Origin of the sequence: Bdellovibrio sp. HCB-162, assembly GCF_047344985.1 — a bacterium.
GTDB lineage: Bacteria > Bdellovibrionota > Bdellovibrionia > Bdellovibrionales > Bdellovibrionaceae > Bdellovibrio.
The window spans coordinates 1-16,878 of sequence record NZ_CP178861.1; the positions used below are offsets into that span (position 1 = coordinate 1).

At 42.7% G+C, this 16,878-nt stretch carries 15 protein-coding genes; 10 read left to right on the top strand and 5 right to left on the bottom strand.

The features are described from left to right. The 10 genes from dnaA (at position 1) to ACLSSO_RS00050 (ending at position 11,308) form a co-directional block, all read left to right on the top strand. Complete coding sequence (gene dnaA, locus ACLSSO_RS00005) at positions 1-1,419, top strand: chromosomal replication initiator protein DnaA (protein WP_295901237.1); 1,419 nt, start codon at positions 1-3, stop codon at positions 1,417-1,419. A gap of 242 nt (positions 1,420-1,661) precedes the next feature. Beyond that, positions 1,662-2,768, top strand: a complete 1,107-nt coding sequence (gene dnaN, locus ACLSSO_RS00010) for a DNA polymerase III subunit beta (RefSeq protein ID WP_374076536.1) — start codon at positions 1,662-1,664, stop codon at positions 2,766-2,768. Then, positions 2,768-3,892 (top strand): DNA replication/repair protein RecF, encoded by a 1,125-nt coding sequence (gene recF, locus ACLSSO_RS00015; protein WP_413943712.1) that lies wholly within the window; start codon positions 2,768-2,770, stop codon positions 3,890-3,892. The genes dnaN and recF overlap by 1 nt, the downstream gene beginning before the upstream one ends. Before the next feature lie 48 nt (positions 3,893-3,940). Further along, positions 3,941-6,358 carry a DNA topoisomerase (ATP-hydrolyzing) subunit B gene (gene gyrB, locus ACLSSO_RS00020; RefSeq protein ID WP_413943713.1) on the top strand — a complete coding sequence of 806 codons (2,418 nt, stop codon included), beginning with the start codon at positions 3,941-3,943 and terminating at the stop codon, positions 6,356-6,358. 29 nt (positions 6,359-6,387) lie between these two features. Next, a complete protein-coding gene (gene gyrA, locus ACLSSO_RS00025) occupies positions 6,388-8,880 on the top strand; it encodes a DNA gyrase subunit A (protein ID WP_295901244.1) in 2,493 nt (830 codons plus the stop codon). Between the two features lies 1 nt (position 8,881). Further along, a complete protein-coding gene (locus tag ACLSSO_RS00030; protein ID WP_413943714.1) occupies positions 8,882-9,679 on the top strand; it encodes a tetratricopeptide repeat protein in 798 nt (265 codons plus the stop codon). Next, positions 9,679-9,912, top strand: coding sequence for an AtpZ/AtpI family protein (locus ACLSSO_RS00035; protein WP_295901247.1), 234 nt, complete (start codon positions 9,679-9,681; stop codon positions 9,910-9,912). The genes ACLSSO_RS00030 and ACLSSO_RS00035 overlap by 1 nt, the downstream gene beginning before the upstream one ends. A gap of 1 nt (position 9,913) precedes the next feature. Next, the gene (locus ACLSSO_RS00040; protein WP_295901249.1) at positions 9,914-10,273 is read left to right on the top strand and encodes a hypothetical protein; all 360 of its coding nucleotides are present in this window, start codon (positions 9,914-9,916) and stop codon (positions 10,271-10,273) included. Next, on the top strand, positions 10,263-10,952 hold the full coding sequence (gene atpB / locus ACLSSO_RS00045; protein WP_374076548.1) for a F0F1 ATP synthase subunit A: 690 nt from the start codon (positions 10,263-10,265) through the stop codon (positions 10,950-10,952). The genes ACLSSO_RS00040 and atpB overlap by 11 nt, the downstream gene beginning before the upstream one ends. Positions 10,953-10,990: 38 nt before the next feature. Beyond that, positions 10,991-11,308: an ATP synthase F0 subunit C gene (locus ACLSSO_RS00050; protein ID WP_295901255.1), complete on the top strand. Its 318-nt coding sequence runs from the start codon at positions 10,991-10,993 to the stop codon at positions 11,306-11,308. 445 nt (positions 11,309-11,753) lie between these two features. Here ACLSSO_RS00050 and ACLSSO_RS00055 read toward each other — a convergent pair whose 3' ends face one another. Genes ACLSSO_RS00055 through ACLSSO_RS00075 form a run of 5 tightly spaced genes read right to left on the bottom strand, consistent with a single transcriptional unit; the run spans position 11,754 to position 16,841 of the window. Continuing rightward, a complete protein-coding gene (locus ACLSSO_RS00055; RefSeq protein WP_413943715.1) occupies positions 11,754-13,124 on the bottom strand; it encodes a phosphomannomutase/phosphoglucomutase in 1,371 nt (456 codons plus the stop codon). Between the two features lie 45 nt (positions 13,125-13,169). After that, a complete protein-coding gene (locus ACLSSO_RS00060) occupies positions 13,170-14,192 on the bottom strand; it encodes a 4-hydroxythreonine-4-phosphate dehydrogenase PdxA (protein WP_413943716.1) in 1,023 nt (340 codons plus the stop codon). Next, positions 14,113-15,057, bottom strand: a complete 945-nt coding sequence (locus ACLSSO_RS00065; protein ID WP_295904251.1) for a peptidylprolyl isomerase — start codon at positions 15,055-15,057, stop codon at positions 14,113-14,115. Before ACLSSO_RS00065 ends, ACLSSO_RS00060 begins: the two co-directional genes overlap by 80 nt. Next, positions 15,050-16,018 carry a peptidyl-prolyl cis-trans isomerase gene (locus ACLSSO_RS00070; protein WP_413943717.1) on the bottom strand — a complete coding sequence of 323 codons (969 nt, stop codon included), beginning with the start codon at positions 16,016-16,018 and terminating at the stop codon, positions 15,050-15,052. The genes ACLSSO_RS00065 and ACLSSO_RS00070 overlap by 8 nt, the downstream gene beginning before the upstream one ends. A gap of 16 nt (positions 16,019-16,034) precedes the next feature. Further along, complete coding sequence (locus tag ACLSSO_RS00075; RefSeq protein WP_413943718.1) at positions 16,035-16,841, bottom strand: peptidylprolyl isomerase; 807 nt, start codon at positions 16,839-16,841, stop codon at positions 16,035-16,037. Positions 16,842-16,878: the final 37 nt, after the last annotated feature.

Here is a 16,878-nt window from a genome sequence, read left to right on the forward strand (position 1 = left end):
GTGGAATTAAACTCGTCTTTTTGGACACTTATCAAAACTAAGATGAAAAGCAGGAACGATAACAACAAGTTATTGGATACCTGGCTTGATCCGATTGAATACGTAAGTACATCGGGAAGCATTGAACGCCCTCGTTTAATACTTGGGGTCCCAAATGCTTTACATCAGTATTTCGTGATTGAGAACCTTCAGGATAAGATTTACACAGAAATTTCAGATACTTACGGAAAACCGTTCGAGGTTGAGTTTAGTATTACGGGCAACAAAGTAAATACCCACATCGAAACTTCATCGACTCAAGATGAGACATTGGGTGGCACTGAAATCCTCCAGGCGCAATTAGCTCGTGCTCAGAGTACTCAGACTACTCAACCAAGGTCTGGGGGGCCGGATACTCTTAATTCAGAACTCACTTTTTCGACCTTCGTCGTGGGTAAAAACTCTGAATTTGCACATGCCGCCTGCTACAATGTCGCGAGAAATCCGGGTGCTGACGATTACAATCCTCTCTATATATATGGACCGGTTGGGATGGGTAAAACGCATCTTTTGCACGCCGCTGGAAACCATATTCGTGATCAATATCAGCAACTTAGAATTACCTATATTTCGGCTGAACGCTTTATGAATGAATGTATCTCGGCGATTCGTCGTCATGAGATGGATAAGTTCCGCCAGAAATACCGCGAAAACTCTGACATCCTTTTAGTGGATGACGTGCAGTTCATCGCGCGTGGTGAAGCTGTTCAAGAAGAGTTTTTCCACACGATCAATAGTTTCATTGATAGCCGTAAGCAGGTTATCTTGGCGAGTGATCGTATGCCGAAGGATATTCACGGCCTTGAAGACCGCAGTCGCACCCGCCTGGAGCGTGGACTTATTGCGGATATCACAATGCCAGATTTAGAAACGCGTATTGCAATTCTTCGTTATAAGGCTGAGAAATTTAACGTGCGTCTTCCTGAAGACGTCGCCAATTACATCGCCAGAATATCCAAAAGGTCGATCAGAGAGCTTGAGGGCAACCTTAAGAAGGTGAAGATGTTCTCTGAACTTCAAGGTCTTCCGATTGATTATGAGCTTGTGAAACGCATTCTTTCGCATCATGAAACTCAATCCACGATTTCTGTGGAAGAGATCATGAAGATCGTGGCAGACCACTATAAAGTGCGCGTTTTGGATCTTAAATCCTCTACTCGCGCAAAGCCGATTGTCGTTCCACGTCAAATTGCGATGTACTTAATTAAGAAGTTTCTCGATAAATCTCTCGTGGATATCGGGAAGGCTTTTGGCGGAAAAGATCACACAACAGTGATGAATGCGCTTGAGAGGGTTAAGAATCTACAGGCGACGGATCAAGATATCTCTAAAGATATCGAAGATTTAGAAACAAGGATCCACAATATCACAGGTGTGTGAATGTGGACTGTGGAAAGAGTTGTGGAAGAGTTTGGGGCTCACAATGTGGATAGAAGTTACCCCCAAATTCAAGGCACTTTCTGCGAGTTTGTACAGAGTCCTTATCCACAACTGTTTTTTAGTGTTTACAGGCATTTAAGAGATTTGTTAGGTTTTCCACGCCCCTACTACTACTACTAGTATTTATATATATAAGTAATAGTTAATAAGAGAGGGGTAAGAATCCAGTAAAAGGGGTTTTCATGAAACTTGAAATTGATAAGAGAGATTTATTAAGCCTTATCGGAAAAACTCAGAACATCGTTGAGAAGCGCAATACAATGCCCATCCTCATCAATGTACTTTTAGAAGCGGATTCAAACTCTCTCAAAGTTTTCGCAACAGATTTGGAAGTCAGCCTTACTGATCAAATCAAAGCGCAAGTTCATCAAGCAGGAAAAGTAGCGGTCAGTGCTAAAAGTCTTTTTGATATCGCGAAGGAACTTTCTGAAGGTCCAATCACTTTAATCAAAAAAGACAATAACTGGCTGGAGATCAAACAAGGGAAGTACACATCTAAAATTGTGGGCATCTCTGCTGAAGAATATCCCATCTTTCCGACTTACAACTCTCAAGCGTTCATCACTATTTCAGCTCAAGTGTTGAAAGAGATGATTGATAAAACGATTTACTCTGTATCCAACGATGAAACTCGTTACCACTTAAACGGCGTCTTCTTTGAGTTGAACTCTCAAGGCGGATTTAAAATGGTGGCAACAGATGGTCACCGTATGAGTCTTGTGAATAAACCTTCTTCAGAGGTGAAAGTAAACGCCACTCAAGGCGTGATCATTCCTCGTAAAGGTCTTCACGAAATTAAGAAAATTCTTGAGAGCATTGATGGCTCTGTGGAAATCGCAATTGAAGGTTCTCAATTCGTACTTAAACATTCATCAACAATTTTGATGATTCGTTTGATCGAAGGAAAGTATCCGAATTATCAACAGTTTATTCCACAGAAGCTGACGCAAAAAGTGATGATCTCTAGAGAAGCGTTTTTGACTTCACTCAAACGTGTATCACTTTTGGCGAATGCAAAATCAAAAGCGGTTCTTTTGAATCTTTCAAACGGCCGTATGGAAATTTCTTCGAACAATCCTGAACTGGGTGATGCGAAAGAAGAAATCGAAGTTGAGTATTCAGGTAACGAAATCAAAATTGGTTTCAATGCTAAATACATCACGGATATTTTGACGAGCATGAATCAAGACAAAATTGATTTTGAATTGAACGATCATCTTTCTCCGGGACTTATGAGACCTCACAACGATGCAAGCTACACTTGCGTTGTGATGCCAATGAGAATCTGATGATTTTTGAAAGACTTCGTCTTGTTAATTTTCGAAATTATCGGGACCTAGTCATTCCCTTCTCTCCGCGAGTGAATGTTTTCGTCGGAGAGAACGGCCAAGGTAAAACAAATCTCCTTGAAGCCATGTATCTGATCTCTCAAGGAGATTCCTTTCGCTACTCTGACAATCGCACTCTGATCAACTCCAATAATCAAGAAGCGCTTATTCAAGCTTTGATTACTCAGAATGATCTTCACTACAAACTAAAACTCGGTCTTTCAAAAAGTCGCAAAGTTTTAACTCTCAACGAAAAACGTGTGAGCTCCACCGACATTCGAAAAATATTTGCGAGCGTCGTGTTTAGTCCTGAAAGCCTTTCTTCGATCAAAGAAGGTGCTGATCACCGCCGTGAATTGGTTGATGAGTTGCTGATTACTTTTGATCGAAAAAATGCGGATCTGATCGCGGATTATAGGAAATCTCTGAAAACGCGTAACAAGATCCTTAAAAACTATTTGGAAGGTCTGAACGACAAAGTAGTCACGGAAAACCTTTTGGAGGCTCTAAACCCCCAATTCTTGCGTTTAGGAGCCGATTTAGCATACGCCCGCATCGCCGCATTGGCTGGGCTTTCCAAAGAGTTTAATAATGCCATGCAATACATTTCTGGCAATTCGTCTGTGGATATCTCGGTGGAATATGTGATTTCCGATCAAAATGCGGTGAGTTTTTCACGAGAAGAAGTCTATTTTGCACTTCAAAAACGCGTTCAAGAACTGCATGATGCGGAGCTCTCTTCAGGTTCCAGTCTAGTGGGTCCTCATAAGCACGATATTGTGTTTCTATATGGGCAAAAAGACTCAAGATTTTATTGTAGCCAAGGGCAGCAAAGAGCCATCATATTGTCTTTCAAAATGGCCCAAATAATGTATCATAGGAAGGCTCACGGAACCTATCCCGTGCTGATGCTAGATGATGTTTTATCTGAGCTTGATAAAGCCAAAAGAGATGCCTTGATTACGTTCTTACACGAGATCAATACGCAGATTTTTGTGACAACCACAGATTTCACATTGCCTGAGTCATTCAGCCTCGATCAGCTTTCCGTGTTGCGCATTAAGGATGGTCACATCCTTGATTAACGCAGCTTTAGTTTTCGCTAAAGCTCGCTAGCTAGTGAGGGGTACCCAGTGTCAGTTGAAGAACAAAAAACATATTCCGCCGATTCGATTCAGGTTCTTGAGGGACTTGAAGCCGTTCGTAAACGTCCAGGTATGTATATCGGTGATACAGGTTTCAAAGGTTATCACCACCTTGTGTACGAGATTGTGGATAACTCGGTAGACGAACATCTTGCCGGTTACTGCAAATCAATCAAAGTTTCTATCAATGCCGATGAATCCATCACTGTCGAAGACGACGGTCGTGGTATTCCTGTGGCTGTTCAAAAACAAACTGGAAAATCAGCTCTTGAACTTGTTATGACCGTTCTTCACGCCGGCGGTAAATTCGACGGTGGCGGTTACAAAGTTTCTGGTGGTTTGCACGGTGTGGGTGCGTCTGTTGTGAATGCGCTTTCAACTCGTGTGAATGTCGAAGTTCAACGTGATGGCTATTTCTGGAGACAAAACTACGAGCGTGGAAAAATCCTAGCTCCTGTTGAACAAGGGGAAGCGTCTTCAAAAACAGGAACAAAAGTAACTTTCAAACCAGATCGTGAAATCTTCAAAGACGAAACAGTTATTTACGATTTCAACACTCTGGCAAATCGTTTCCGTGAATTGGCTTTCTTAAATGCAGGCCTTCATATTTCGCTGACGGATGAGCGCACTGGAAAAAAACAAGATTTCCAATACGCTGAAGGTGTTGCTGAGTTCGTGAAGTACATGAACCAATCTAAAAAATCTCTTCACAACGAAGTTGTTTATTTCAAAGGCGAAAAAGACAATGTCGATGTTGAGATCGCGATGCAGTGGAATGATTCTTACTCTGAATCTATTTTCACATACTGTAACAACATCAACACTCATGAAGGTGGTACTCACCTTGTGGGTTTCCGCGCGGCTTTAACTCGAACGACAAATGCGTATGCGACTGAAAAAAATCTTTTAAAAGATTTAAAAACAAATCTTGAGGGTGAAGACATCCGTGAAGGTTTGGCAGCCGTTATCTCTGTGAAAGTTCGTGAACCGCAATTCGAAGGACAAACGAAGACGAAACTTGGTAACGCCGAAGTTAAAGGTATCGTTGAGTCCATGGTGAATGAAAAACTTGCGGACTGGATGGATCGCAACCCATCTGTTTCTAAAAATATTATTTCTAAGTGCGTGGAATCAGCTCGTGCGCGTGAGGCGGCTCGTAAAGCTCGTGATCTCACTCGCCGTAAGACTGCTTTGGATGGTGGATCTTTGCCAGGTAAAATGGCGGACTGCCAAGAACGTGATCCGGCACTTTGCGAATTGTACCTGGTGGAGGGAGACTCTGCCGGTGGTTCCGCGAAACAAGGTCGCGATCGTCGCACGCAAGCGATTTTGCCTTTGAAAGGTAAAATCCTAAACGTTGAAAAAGCGCGCTTTGATAAAATTATTTCTTCTGAAGAGATCAAAGTTATCATTTCAGCGCTTGGTACTGGAATCGGTAAAGACAATGTGAACGTGGATAAAATCCGTTATCACAAAATCATTATCATGACCGATGCCGACGTCGATGGATCGCATATCATGACTCTGCTTTTGACATTCTTCTATCGTCAAATGCCGGAAGTTCTTGAGCGTGGTTATGTGTATATTGCGCAACCACCACTTTATCGCGCGAAAAAAGGTAAAGAAGAAACCTACTTGAAAGATGAAGCCGCGTTGACCGAGTATCTTTTGAGCTCTGGTCTTGGAAACTTCAAAATCAAAGGCAAAGAAGGCTTAAAAGAAGCAGATCTTCGCCAATTGATCTTGAATATTCAAAAATTCAACAACCTACTTCGTGTTTCTTCTAAGAAATACGATAAAGACGTTTTGTATTTCCTACTTAGCAAAGTGGGAGACTTCGAAACTCTTGTGGCTGATGAAAAGAAAATGGAAGCAGCTCTTAAAGATTTGGGCGCTTGGATTAATTCAGATCCAAAACTTGGAATCACAGAATACAAAGGCGAAGTTAAGAAAGATGAAAACGGCAAACCTTATGCTGACATCTACACAGTTCGCTATGCAGATCGCATGATGACCAAATTCGGTGCTGAGAACCTTCGTTCTTCAGAAATCATCGAGCTTCGTAAGATCTGGGCTGAAATCCAAGCCATCAGCACATTGCCGCTCACGATCCTTGAAGGTGAAACGGAAGTTCCTTTTGAAAGTTACAATGATTTCTACACACATGTGATGGAATCGACGAAAAAAGGAATCTACATCCAACGCTATAAGGGATTGGGAGAGATGAATCCAGAGCAGTTGTGGGACACAACTCTCAATAAAGAAAACAGAACTCTTTTGAAAGTGACTATCGACGACGCTGTTGCGGCCGATGAAACTTTCTCGATTCTGATGGGTGAAATGGTTGAGCCTCGTCGTCAATTTATCCACGACAATGCTCTTCTTGCCCGTTCTTTGGATGTTTAATTTTTAGTTTTTTAAGTTGGTGATTTATTATGGAAAATAATCAAGATGAAAAGGGTGTAACCCGCGTCGATATTAGTAAGGAAATGCGTGGAGCATACCTTCAATACTCGATGTCCGTTATCGTAGGCCGTGCTCTTCCTGACGTGCGTGATGGTTTGAAACCCGTGCACCGTCGCGTTCTTTTCGCTCAAAATGAAATGAACAACCGCCACAACAGACCGTACTTGAAGTCGGCTCGTGTGGTCGGGGACGTCATCGGTAAATACCATCCTCACGGCGACGCTTCTGTTTACGATACGATGGTTCGTATGGCGCAAGATTTCTCTTTGCGCTACCCGCTTGAGGATGGACAAGGAAACTTCGGTTCTATCGACGGTGATAACCCGGCAGCCATGCGTTACACGGAAATCCGTTTAACAAATTTGGCCGAAGAACTTTTGAACGATCTTGAAAAAGAGACCGTTTCATTTGGTCCGAACTACGATGACTCTCTTCAAATTCCAACAGTTCTTCCTGCGAAATTCCCGAATCTTTTGGTGAATGGTTCTGCGGGTATCGCAGTTGGTATGGCGACAAATATTCCTCCGCACAACTTGGGCGAAGTGATCGATGGCTGCGTGCACTTGATCAACAACCCTGACTGTCAGCTTGAAGATCTCATGCAACATATCAAAGGCCCCGACTTCCCGTCTTACGGCGTGATCGCAGGTCGCGAAGGTATCTTGCAAGCTTACAAAAAAGGCCGCGGCATCATTTCTTTGAAAGCCGTTGCTGAAATTGTTCAAGTTAAAGACCGTGAAGAAATCATTGTTACGGAAATTCCGTATCAGGTGAATAAAGCAAAATTGATCGAGTCGATTGCGGACCTTGTTCGTGACAAACAAATCGAAGGTATCTCTGATATCCGCGATGAGTCTTCACGTGAAGGTATGCGTATCGTGATTCAACTAAAACGCGGTGAAAATGCCAGCGTGATTTTGAATCGCCTATATAAATTCACTCAAATGCAAACGTCCCTTGGTATCATCATGCTTGCGCTTGATGCGAAAAACCAACCGGTAACATTTGATTTGAAAGGCATGCTTGAAGCTTTCGTGGATCACCGTCGTGACGTTGTTACGAAACGTTGTATCTTCGAACTTAAGAAAGCCCAAGAACGTGCGCATATCTTGGAAGGTTTGAAAAAAGCTCTCGATCATATCGAAGAAGTTATCAAAACAATCCGCGCTTCTAAAGAGGCCAATGCCGCTCGCGAAGCTTTGATGTCGAAATTTGAATTCTCTGAAAAACAAGCGGTTGCGATCCTTGAAATGCGTTTGCAACGTTTGACAGGTTTAGAGCGTGATAAAATCATCGCTGAACTTGCAGAACTCATGAAACAAATCGACTGGTTGAAATTCGTTCTTTCAGACGTTCGTGAAATCTACAAAATTATCGTAGGCGAACTTGAAGACATTAAAAAACGTTACGCAGATCCTCGTCGCACGCAAATCCAAGGCAGCCTTGATGATATCGAAGACGAAGATTTGATTGCTGATGAAGACATGGTTGTGACTGTCACAAACACAGGTCTTATCAAGCGCATGCCGACAGCTGAATACCGCGTGCAAAAACGTGGCGGTAAAGGTCTGAAAGGCATGGAGACGAAAGAAGAAGACTACGTCACGGATTTATTCTCTGCCAGCACGAAAACAATGCTTCTTGTCTTCACGGACAAGGGTAAAGTTTACTGGTGTAAAGTTCATAAACTTCCTCTAGGAAGCAGAACTTCAAAAGGAAAATCACTCGCGAACGTGGTTCAGCTTTCTAGTGGTGAAAGCGTTCGTGCGATTCTGCCGGTGGATGAGTTTAGCGAAAACAAATACGTTGTGATGCTCACTGAAAAAGGGATCATCAAAAAAACGTCGTTGGATTCATTCGCAAATCCAAGAACCGCAGGTATCATCGCTTTAACCACAGATCTTGAAGACGGCGTTATCGACGTTAAGATTTCTGACGGCCAAAGTGATATCTTCATCGCAACCAAAGAAGGTATGTCGATTCGTTTCAACGAAGAAGACGTGCGTGGAATGGGTCGTACAGCTCGCGGCGTGAAAGCTATCACTCTTGCGAAAGACGACGTTGTTGTGGCGATGGAAGTTCTTGAGAAGAACACAAAAGATACTATCTTGATGGTGACTTCAAAAGGTTACGGAAAACGTTCTGAAGTTGAAGAGTACCGCATCCAATCTCGTGGCGGTGTGGGTATCATCACTCAGAAAACGACAGATAAGGTCGGCGTTGTTATCGGTACGAAAAAAGTTTCTGAAAAAATGGAACTGATTCTTTCGACGGATAAAGGACAAGTGATCCGCATGAAAGTGACGGACATCTCTGTTCTAGGACGTAATACTCAAGGTGTTCGTTTGATCAACATCGATGAAAAAGAAGAAACAGTGACAGGTGTTGCGGTTGTTGAAGAGGATGAATCTCCTGAAGAGACACCAGCAGCAGCGGCTCCTCCAGCAGGAGTCACTCACTAAGATGATCAGAGTTTTTCTGGTTGCCTTAGTGCTGGCACTCACCGCCTGCTCTTCCCAAGAGGAGGCGGATTATAAGCAAGCACAAAAAGAAATAGCTCAGGAGCACTACCGAATTGCCCTGAGCTATCTTGATAAAGTCATTAAAAGAAACAATCCGACAAAATATCCTCTGGAAGCGGCTCGCGAAGCTGCAAGGATTTCTTTTTTTGAAATTAAGGATTTCAATAAAGCGATTGAATATCATCACTTTATTGTTTTGCATTCACTCGATGAAAAAGAGCGCTTGGAATCGCAGAAACAAATCGCGGCAATTTATTTTAACAATCTTCAAAATTATCAAGAGTCGATTGTTGAATACAGCAAGCTTCAGCAGATGCCTCACACGGATCTTGAAGCCGCCCAATACAAAATGAACGTGGCGCGAGCGCAGTACTATCAAAATAATTTTTTCCAGGCAGAGTCCGAGATTGATTCGCTGTTAAAATTAAAAAGTGATGAGAACACCCGCTTTAGTGCGTTGATGCTTAAAGGAAATATTTTGGTCGCACGCAAAGATTTTGCGAAGGCAGCAGATATTTTTAAAGACCTTATCAAAAACTTTCCGGAAAAAGCGATTCAGGAAAACGTCGCTTTGATTCTGGCTGTCTGTTATGAAGAAAATTTGGATTTCAAAAGTGCGATTGCTATTTTGGAAGAACACAAAAACAAATACAGTCCGCCTGAATATATAGAACTTCGTATTAAGCGACTTCAAGAACGTATGAAAAATGCTCCCGGAGCGAAAGGCTTTAGGAAGTAATGAAAAAGTATATAATTTTTGCATCTATCGGCTTTGAACTTGTCGGTTTGATCTTAGGGTGTTTTTACCTAGGACAATTCCTTGATCAAAAATATCAAACGAAAGGGCTCATCTTTGTGGGTCTGACGTTTGCGGCTTTGATCGGATGGCTGTGGAGAGTAATTTGGCTTCTTCGCAGAATGCAAAAAGAAGACGAAAAAGAAGAAGCGGGCTCTAAAAAATCCGACCGATAAAATGAAAATAGTTCTTACCGTTCAAGCTCTCACTACAATCCTGGGTGGCCTCCTTTTGGCTTATTTTTATGCGCCACAGCAGGCTTTTTCGTTCGTTGCCGGGGCTTTGACGATTCTTTCCAGCTTTTTTCTTCTTGGAATTGGCTTTGGGTGGATCTTTCAGAAGAAACTGATTGCCCTCTCTATCGGAATCATTGTATTTAAGTACGCGATTTTAGGGATTATTATCTTTACGCTGGTCAAGCTTTCTTGGTTTAACCCTTTGTGGTTTGCCTTAGGCGTGGCGAGCTTTATTCTTTCAGCGATCGTGTATGCGCTGACAGAAGCCTTGAAAAGAGAAGGAAAAGACAATGTCATTTAACTGGACACAACTTATTCCAGGAGTAGGTCATCACTACGATCACGTTGCAACTTTGGGTATCGCAACTGTCGGTGTTTTTGCAATCGGAGCTGCGGCTCGCGCTTCTCTTGGTAAAGGTGAAGTAGCTGTTCTTCCTGCTAGCAAATTCTCTCTTCGTGGCATCATGGAAATGTTAACTGAAATGATGGACGGACTTGCAGAGATGGTTATCGGTGAACACGGTAAACACTACGTTCCTTTCTTCACTTCTGTTTTCTTCTTTATTCTTTTGAACAACTTGATCGGTATGATTCCAGGAATGACTCCTGCGACTGAAAACATCAACACGACATTCGGTTTCGGTTGCTTGATGTTCTTGTTCTACAACTTCCAAGGTATCAAAGAAAACGGAATCGTGGCTTACCTTAAGCACTTCATGGGTCCGGTGATTTTCCTAGCTCCTTTGATGTTCGTGATCGAACTTGTTTCACACTTTGTTCGTCCGTTCTCATTGGGTCTTCGTCTTGCGAACGTTATGATGGGTGACCACACAGTCTTGTCTGTGTTCCTTGATCTCGTTCCAATCGGCGTACCAATTCCATTCTACATGATGGGATTGTTCGTATGCTTTGTTCAGGCTTTTGTATTTACATTGCTTTCAATGGTTTATGTGGCATTCGCGATTGCACACGACCACTAAGAAGCAAAATTAACCACTCATATTGAGGAGAAACACACATGAAAAAAATGATCGTTGCAATGGTTGCTTTGTTGGCTTCTGCATCTGCATTCGCACAAGACGCTGCTGCTCCAGCTGTTGAAGCTGCTGCTGCTCACTCTGATAAAGGTTTGGTAGCTATCGCTGCTGCTATCGCTATCGCTTTGTCTGTATTCGGTGGCGCTATGGCTCAAGGTAAAACTGCTGCTACAGCTCTTGATGGTATCGCTCGTAACCCAGCTGCTTCTGGTAAGCTTTTGATCCCAATGATCTTGGGTCTTGCTCTTATCGAGTCATTGGTTATCTACGCGTTGATCATCGCTCTTCGTTTGGCGTAATTGTCTAACAAGACAGATCAAACTAAAAAGGCTGGGTTTTTCCCGGCCTTTTTTTATTTCTCAAACTGCGTTCTAAAAAAACAACAGGTCTAAAAAATGCAAAAGCGAATCAGGCCTTTGCCAGACTCGCTTTTGGTGGATCTCCTGTCCGAAAACTTACAGGAGGTGTCCGATGCGCAAACACACTTATATGCGTATTCGGCGTGTTTTAAAGATTGCTAAAGCGATCCTCGCGATCATTTTACTAATCTTGACGATAGTTAAGTCTTGGTGAATTTAAAGCAACTACTTCCCAACAAGTAACACGGTCCAAGGACCAGTGACTGGGAAACGGACTGTCCAATCTGGATAGGAAGGATACAAGGAAGAGTTTGGCAAAGGCACCAAATAAAAAACCCACTCTTTGAAGTGGGTTTTTTTTTGAATTCAGAAAAATAAAATCTAATTAAAGATATTTATTTACGACAGCTTCAACGCGGCTGCGGATCTTATCGAGACCTGCTTGGGATGAAGATTCGTAGCGTACAACGACAACGGGTTGTGTGTTTGAAGAACGGCAAAGAGCCCACCCGTCTGCGAAACTCAAACGAATGCCGTCAGTGAAGTCTACTTTGTAATCTGCACCTGGGCCGCCTGGGAAAGCCTCAATCATTTTTTCTACGATCAAAACTTTTTTCTCTTCTGTTGTGTCAATGCGGATTTCAGGAGTGTTAAATGCTGGAGGAAGGCCTTCCAACAATTGTGGAATTGTCTTTCCTGTTTTTGCCAAGATTTCTACCAAACGAAGAGCTGCGTAAGGAGCATCGTCGTAACCGTAGTTGCGATCTGCGAAGAACACGTGTCCTGACATTTCTCCACCGAACGGAGCTTTTTCTACTTTGATTTTTTCCTTCACCAAAGAGTGACCTGTTTTCCACATAATCGGTTGGCCACCGTGTTTTGCAACGTCTTGGTATAAACGATCAGAACATTTCACATCGCCGATGATCTTAGCCTCTTTTTGTGTCTCAAGAATCGCGCGAGAAATAACAACCATCAACTCGTCACCATAAACCATGCGACCTGTGTGATCGACAACACCGATACGATCTGCATCGCCGTCAAAGCCAATACCGCAAACAGCACCCTCTTTAAGAACTTGTGCTTTAAGATCCACTAAGTTTTCTTCAACAGTTGGATCTGGATGATGATTCGGGAATCTGCCATCTGGTTCTTCAAAAAGAATTGTTGGATTTAATCCCACAGCATTGAAAAGACCGCGCACCACAGAGCCACCAGCGCCATTTCCACAATCCAAAACAACTTTTGTATCTTTGATTGTACCGAACTCCTTTTTGTAGCGCTCGTAGTACATTGGCTTGATATCAAAGCTCTCTTCAGAGCCTTTGCCATCGATGAACTGACCTTTTTGAATGATCTCACGAAGCTTTTGAATTTCAGCACCGAAGATCGTGCCTTTGCCTACTGAGATTTTAAATCCGTTGTACTCTGGTGGATTGTGCGAACCCGTTACTTGGATCGCGCCGTTGACACCTTTCAACTCAAATGTTGAGAAGTAGCAAACGGGAGTTGTCACAAGGCCCAAGTGAATTACTTTTGCTCCGGATTCCATCATCCCTTTAGCAAGATTTCTGATGATAGCTGGAGAACTTTCGCGAGCGTCGTGACCCAAAGCGATTGTTGGATTCGTCACGCCTGCATTGTCTTTCATGTAAACGATAAATGCGCGACCCAAGAGATAAGCAAAGTGGTCGTCGAATTGGCCGTTGTAAACGCCGCGGATATCGTACTCTCTAAAAATGACAGGTTGAAACATAAATCACCTCAATTATTTCAAATATTTAGATATAATTTTAGCGCTCTAGAGTCGAGCTAATTTTATCGCCCAGCGAATGGAATCAATCATCGAATGTGGATTTGCGATATTTTTACCAAAAATATCCTTCGCGGTCCCATGATCTACACTGGTGCGGACGAAAGGAATTCCAAGGCTGATATGCACACCACTATCCTGCCCGTGAATCATCTTAAATGGAATCAGTCCCTGATCGTGATAAAGAGTCAAATAAACCGAATAGCGCTTCCAATTAGATTCAAAGAAGGCCGCATCCGGAACCAGAGGCCCCTCCATGGGAATCTTATTTTCTTTCGCAAAATTAAGAAGCTGAGGAAACAAAAGAAGTTCTTCGTTACCGATCAAACCTTTTTCGCCGGCGTGAGGATTTAATCCTAAAACACCAATCGGTTTTTTGCTTTGCGCAGGCGGAAGCTTTTTACGAAGCCCGTCGGCGTTTTTTAAAGCCTCTGCAAGAACTGTAAAATTTAAACTCTTTGAAATTTTAGAAATAGGTACATGAGCCGTGGCAAGAACGACATTAAATTTTTCACCAACAAAACCCATATTCACATGTTTTACTTTTGAAAGACGTTTCAAAATATCGGTGTGACCAAGATCTTTAAAGCCCGCTTCTTTGATGCTTGTTTTTGACAGAGGAGCCGTAGCAATACCGTCGATCTTTTTTTGCAAGCAAGCCTTCGCACTGATCTCAACCCATTCAGCGGGTGAAAGATCAGAAGCGATGTCGATTAAGTAAGGGCCCTCAATCTTAAGAGCCTCTTCAAGAGAATCAACCGTGATGCGTGTCCATTTTTTATCGATGAGTTTAAGGTAGCGAGAGTCAGCCCCGTCCACGCGCCACAAAATAAATTGAACATTTTTTTGCGGACCTAGGTGATGAAGGGCTTTGGCGGTGACCTCAAAGCCAATACCATCAACATCACCTGTTGTAAGAGCAATTCGCAGTTTACTCATTGATACGAACGAAAGATTCGTCGCGTTTGTTTTGCAACCAAGTTTTAAGCTGGCGTTTGAAACTCGCTTCAAGAAGTCTTGCTTTGATAGCTTCTTTCGCGCGTTCAAACTTTGGATCCGTCGTCAGTTTTTTTCCAGTCAGCTTTACGATGTGATAACCCATACGAGATTTCACAATCGGAGTTGTTTCGCCGACTTTCAAATTGGAAATCGCTTCTTCAATCTCTGGCAAAAACTCGCCGGACTTAAATGTTCCAAGGCTTCCGCCAGAAGAGAAATTTGGATCTTCACTGAACTGCTGAGCGAGAGTTTCAAAATTTTCACCGCTGCGAAGTTTACCCATGACGGTTTCAGCGCGCTTCAAAGCGGCCTCAGCCCCACCCTTTTTAGGGCTAAAGAAAATATGCGACACGCTAAACTCGTCAATAGAAGGACGATTGTTCGGATTTGTTTTTAGATATTCATTCAAAGCGTCTTCGTCAGAGATGCGAAGTTTTGAAATGATTTCTGAATCCATCAAAGAACGTTTTTCAATGCTGCTTTTTAAGAAGACTTTGTATTCTTCAAAAGAAACACCTTGGCCTTTGATGATGTTTGCAAGTTCTGCTTCGCTCACGTTGTTTCTTTTTGCCATGTCTTTAAGTTCAGATTCAACGCGGTCGTTTGTAACTGTGAGGTTAAGTCTTTTGACTTCGGCTTCGATCAATTTTTCATTAATCAAATAATCAAGCTGTGCTTTGCGATTGCCTTTAAGGCTCGTTACGGGTTTATCGAAAAGAAGTGAGTCATCGATAAGACCTTGCTTGCCAATACGTTTTTCAAGTTCTTTAAAATCAGATTCAAGAACCAACTCGGTATTTACGATAGCCACAGTTTTTTCCACAACCTCAGCGTGGCTAGGAACAGCGACTAGCAAAGAAAAGAGAATATTAATCATTGGGTCCTCGCGTATCTACTTTAATCGTATTCAGTAATTCGTAGTCCTTTAGGACTTTACTACTTCTGAGCTGGGCATCAAGCCAAGCCACGTATTCTGCCTGCTCGCGTTGCGCTTTTAGGGCACGAACGATTTGTGATTTAACTTCTTCAAGCGGCAGAGTCGTCGCCGGTGCTTTTTTCTCGACACGGATTAAGTGCACACCAAAAGGACTTTTAACAGTCTGAAGGCCCGCTCCGGCGCTAAAAAGGGGATCAAAGTAATCGACGGATCCTTTTTCAATCCATCCTACGACACCTCCCGTTTTGGCTTCGGGTGTGATTGAAAATTTTCTGGCAAGCTCTGCGAAGTCACCGGTTTTTAAATCGGCTTTAATTGCATCCGCCTTGGCGTCTTCATCTACGACAATTTGACGAATATAAATACGCTCTTTGCGTTTATAACGGTCTTTGTGATCCTCGTAATAGCGTTTGATTTCTTCGTCGCCCGGAGCTTTTACTTTTTCGTTTAATTTCTTAAAAACTTCTTTTTCTACCAAAGAATAACGAAGTTCCTCGCGCCACTCGGAAAATGATAAATTTTCGAGTGCCAAAGCACGACGGAAAGAAAGATCGTCGGGATAGTTCGCGCGCAATTTATCGACTTCTTTATCAAGCATTGTTTCAGAGATCACAATGCTTTGAGCCCTTGCCCAATCCAGAGTTAAACTTTTCACCAGAAAATCGCGCAGAATCTCTTCTTTAATACGATGAATATTGTTGGGATCTTTCGCCGCAAGCGCATCGAAGTTACGAAGTCTTCGCGCAAGTTGATTGGCAAACTGTTTTGATGTCAAAACATGGTCGTTCACCTTTTCAACGGGCTTCGTTGAAAGCTTTTGGTAACTGGATGGACAACCCGCCAAAGCGAGACTCATAAAAACAAAAAGCCCCGCAGTGACGGGGCTCTTTAGAAATTTCATAAAACAAGTTCCTTAATTAAAGGGCGCTCTTATTTTCTTTAATTGGGTAAGACTTCTTCAACTTATCGAAGTATTCGTTGAAGATCTGTTTTCTTTTTTCATCGAAAACAGCGGCTCTGATTTGACGCTTGTTTGCGTTCTCAAAGCTTCTACGACCTGTCAGCTTGATGATGTGGAAGCCGAACTGAGATTCGATGAGCCCCTTGATTTCACCGACTTTCATGTTCACGATCGCATCATAGTATCCAGGCACAAGTGTTACACGTGATTGCCAGCCGATGTCGCCACCAGCTTGTTTTGAAAGAGCGTCGTCAGAATACAATTTAACAAGCTCTTCAAACGGTCTTTTACTTTTCTTAACTTCTTCAAAGATTTCAGTCGCACGTTTTTTAGCTTCAGCGATTTGTGCTGGAGTTGCGCCTGGTTTGAACTCAATCAAGATATGGCTTGTGCGAAGTTCCGGATTCTTAGCGTACCACTCTTGCATTTCTTTATCAGAAACTTGGATTTTTTGGATGCGTGGGCCGATATCTTTTTCAAGAAGGGCTTTGTACATCTCCTGGTTGAAGCGATCTAAAACGATAGGATCTTTTTGAAGGCCGCGCTTTTCAGCTTCTTGCAAACCGACTTCGTAACGAACCAAATCTTCCAAGAATTGTTCTTTTGTTGGAGGGTTGATCGTTTGAGATTTCACTTCGTTGTATTTCTTATTGAATTCTTCAACGGTGATTGTTTTTTTGCCTACCTGAGCGACCACATCTGTGGCTTTTTGAGCGTATGAGTTTGCAGAGATGAGCAACAAGATGCTGATAATAAGTTTCATACTTTAAAAGTCCCTTTAAAAAGTTGAATACACGTCA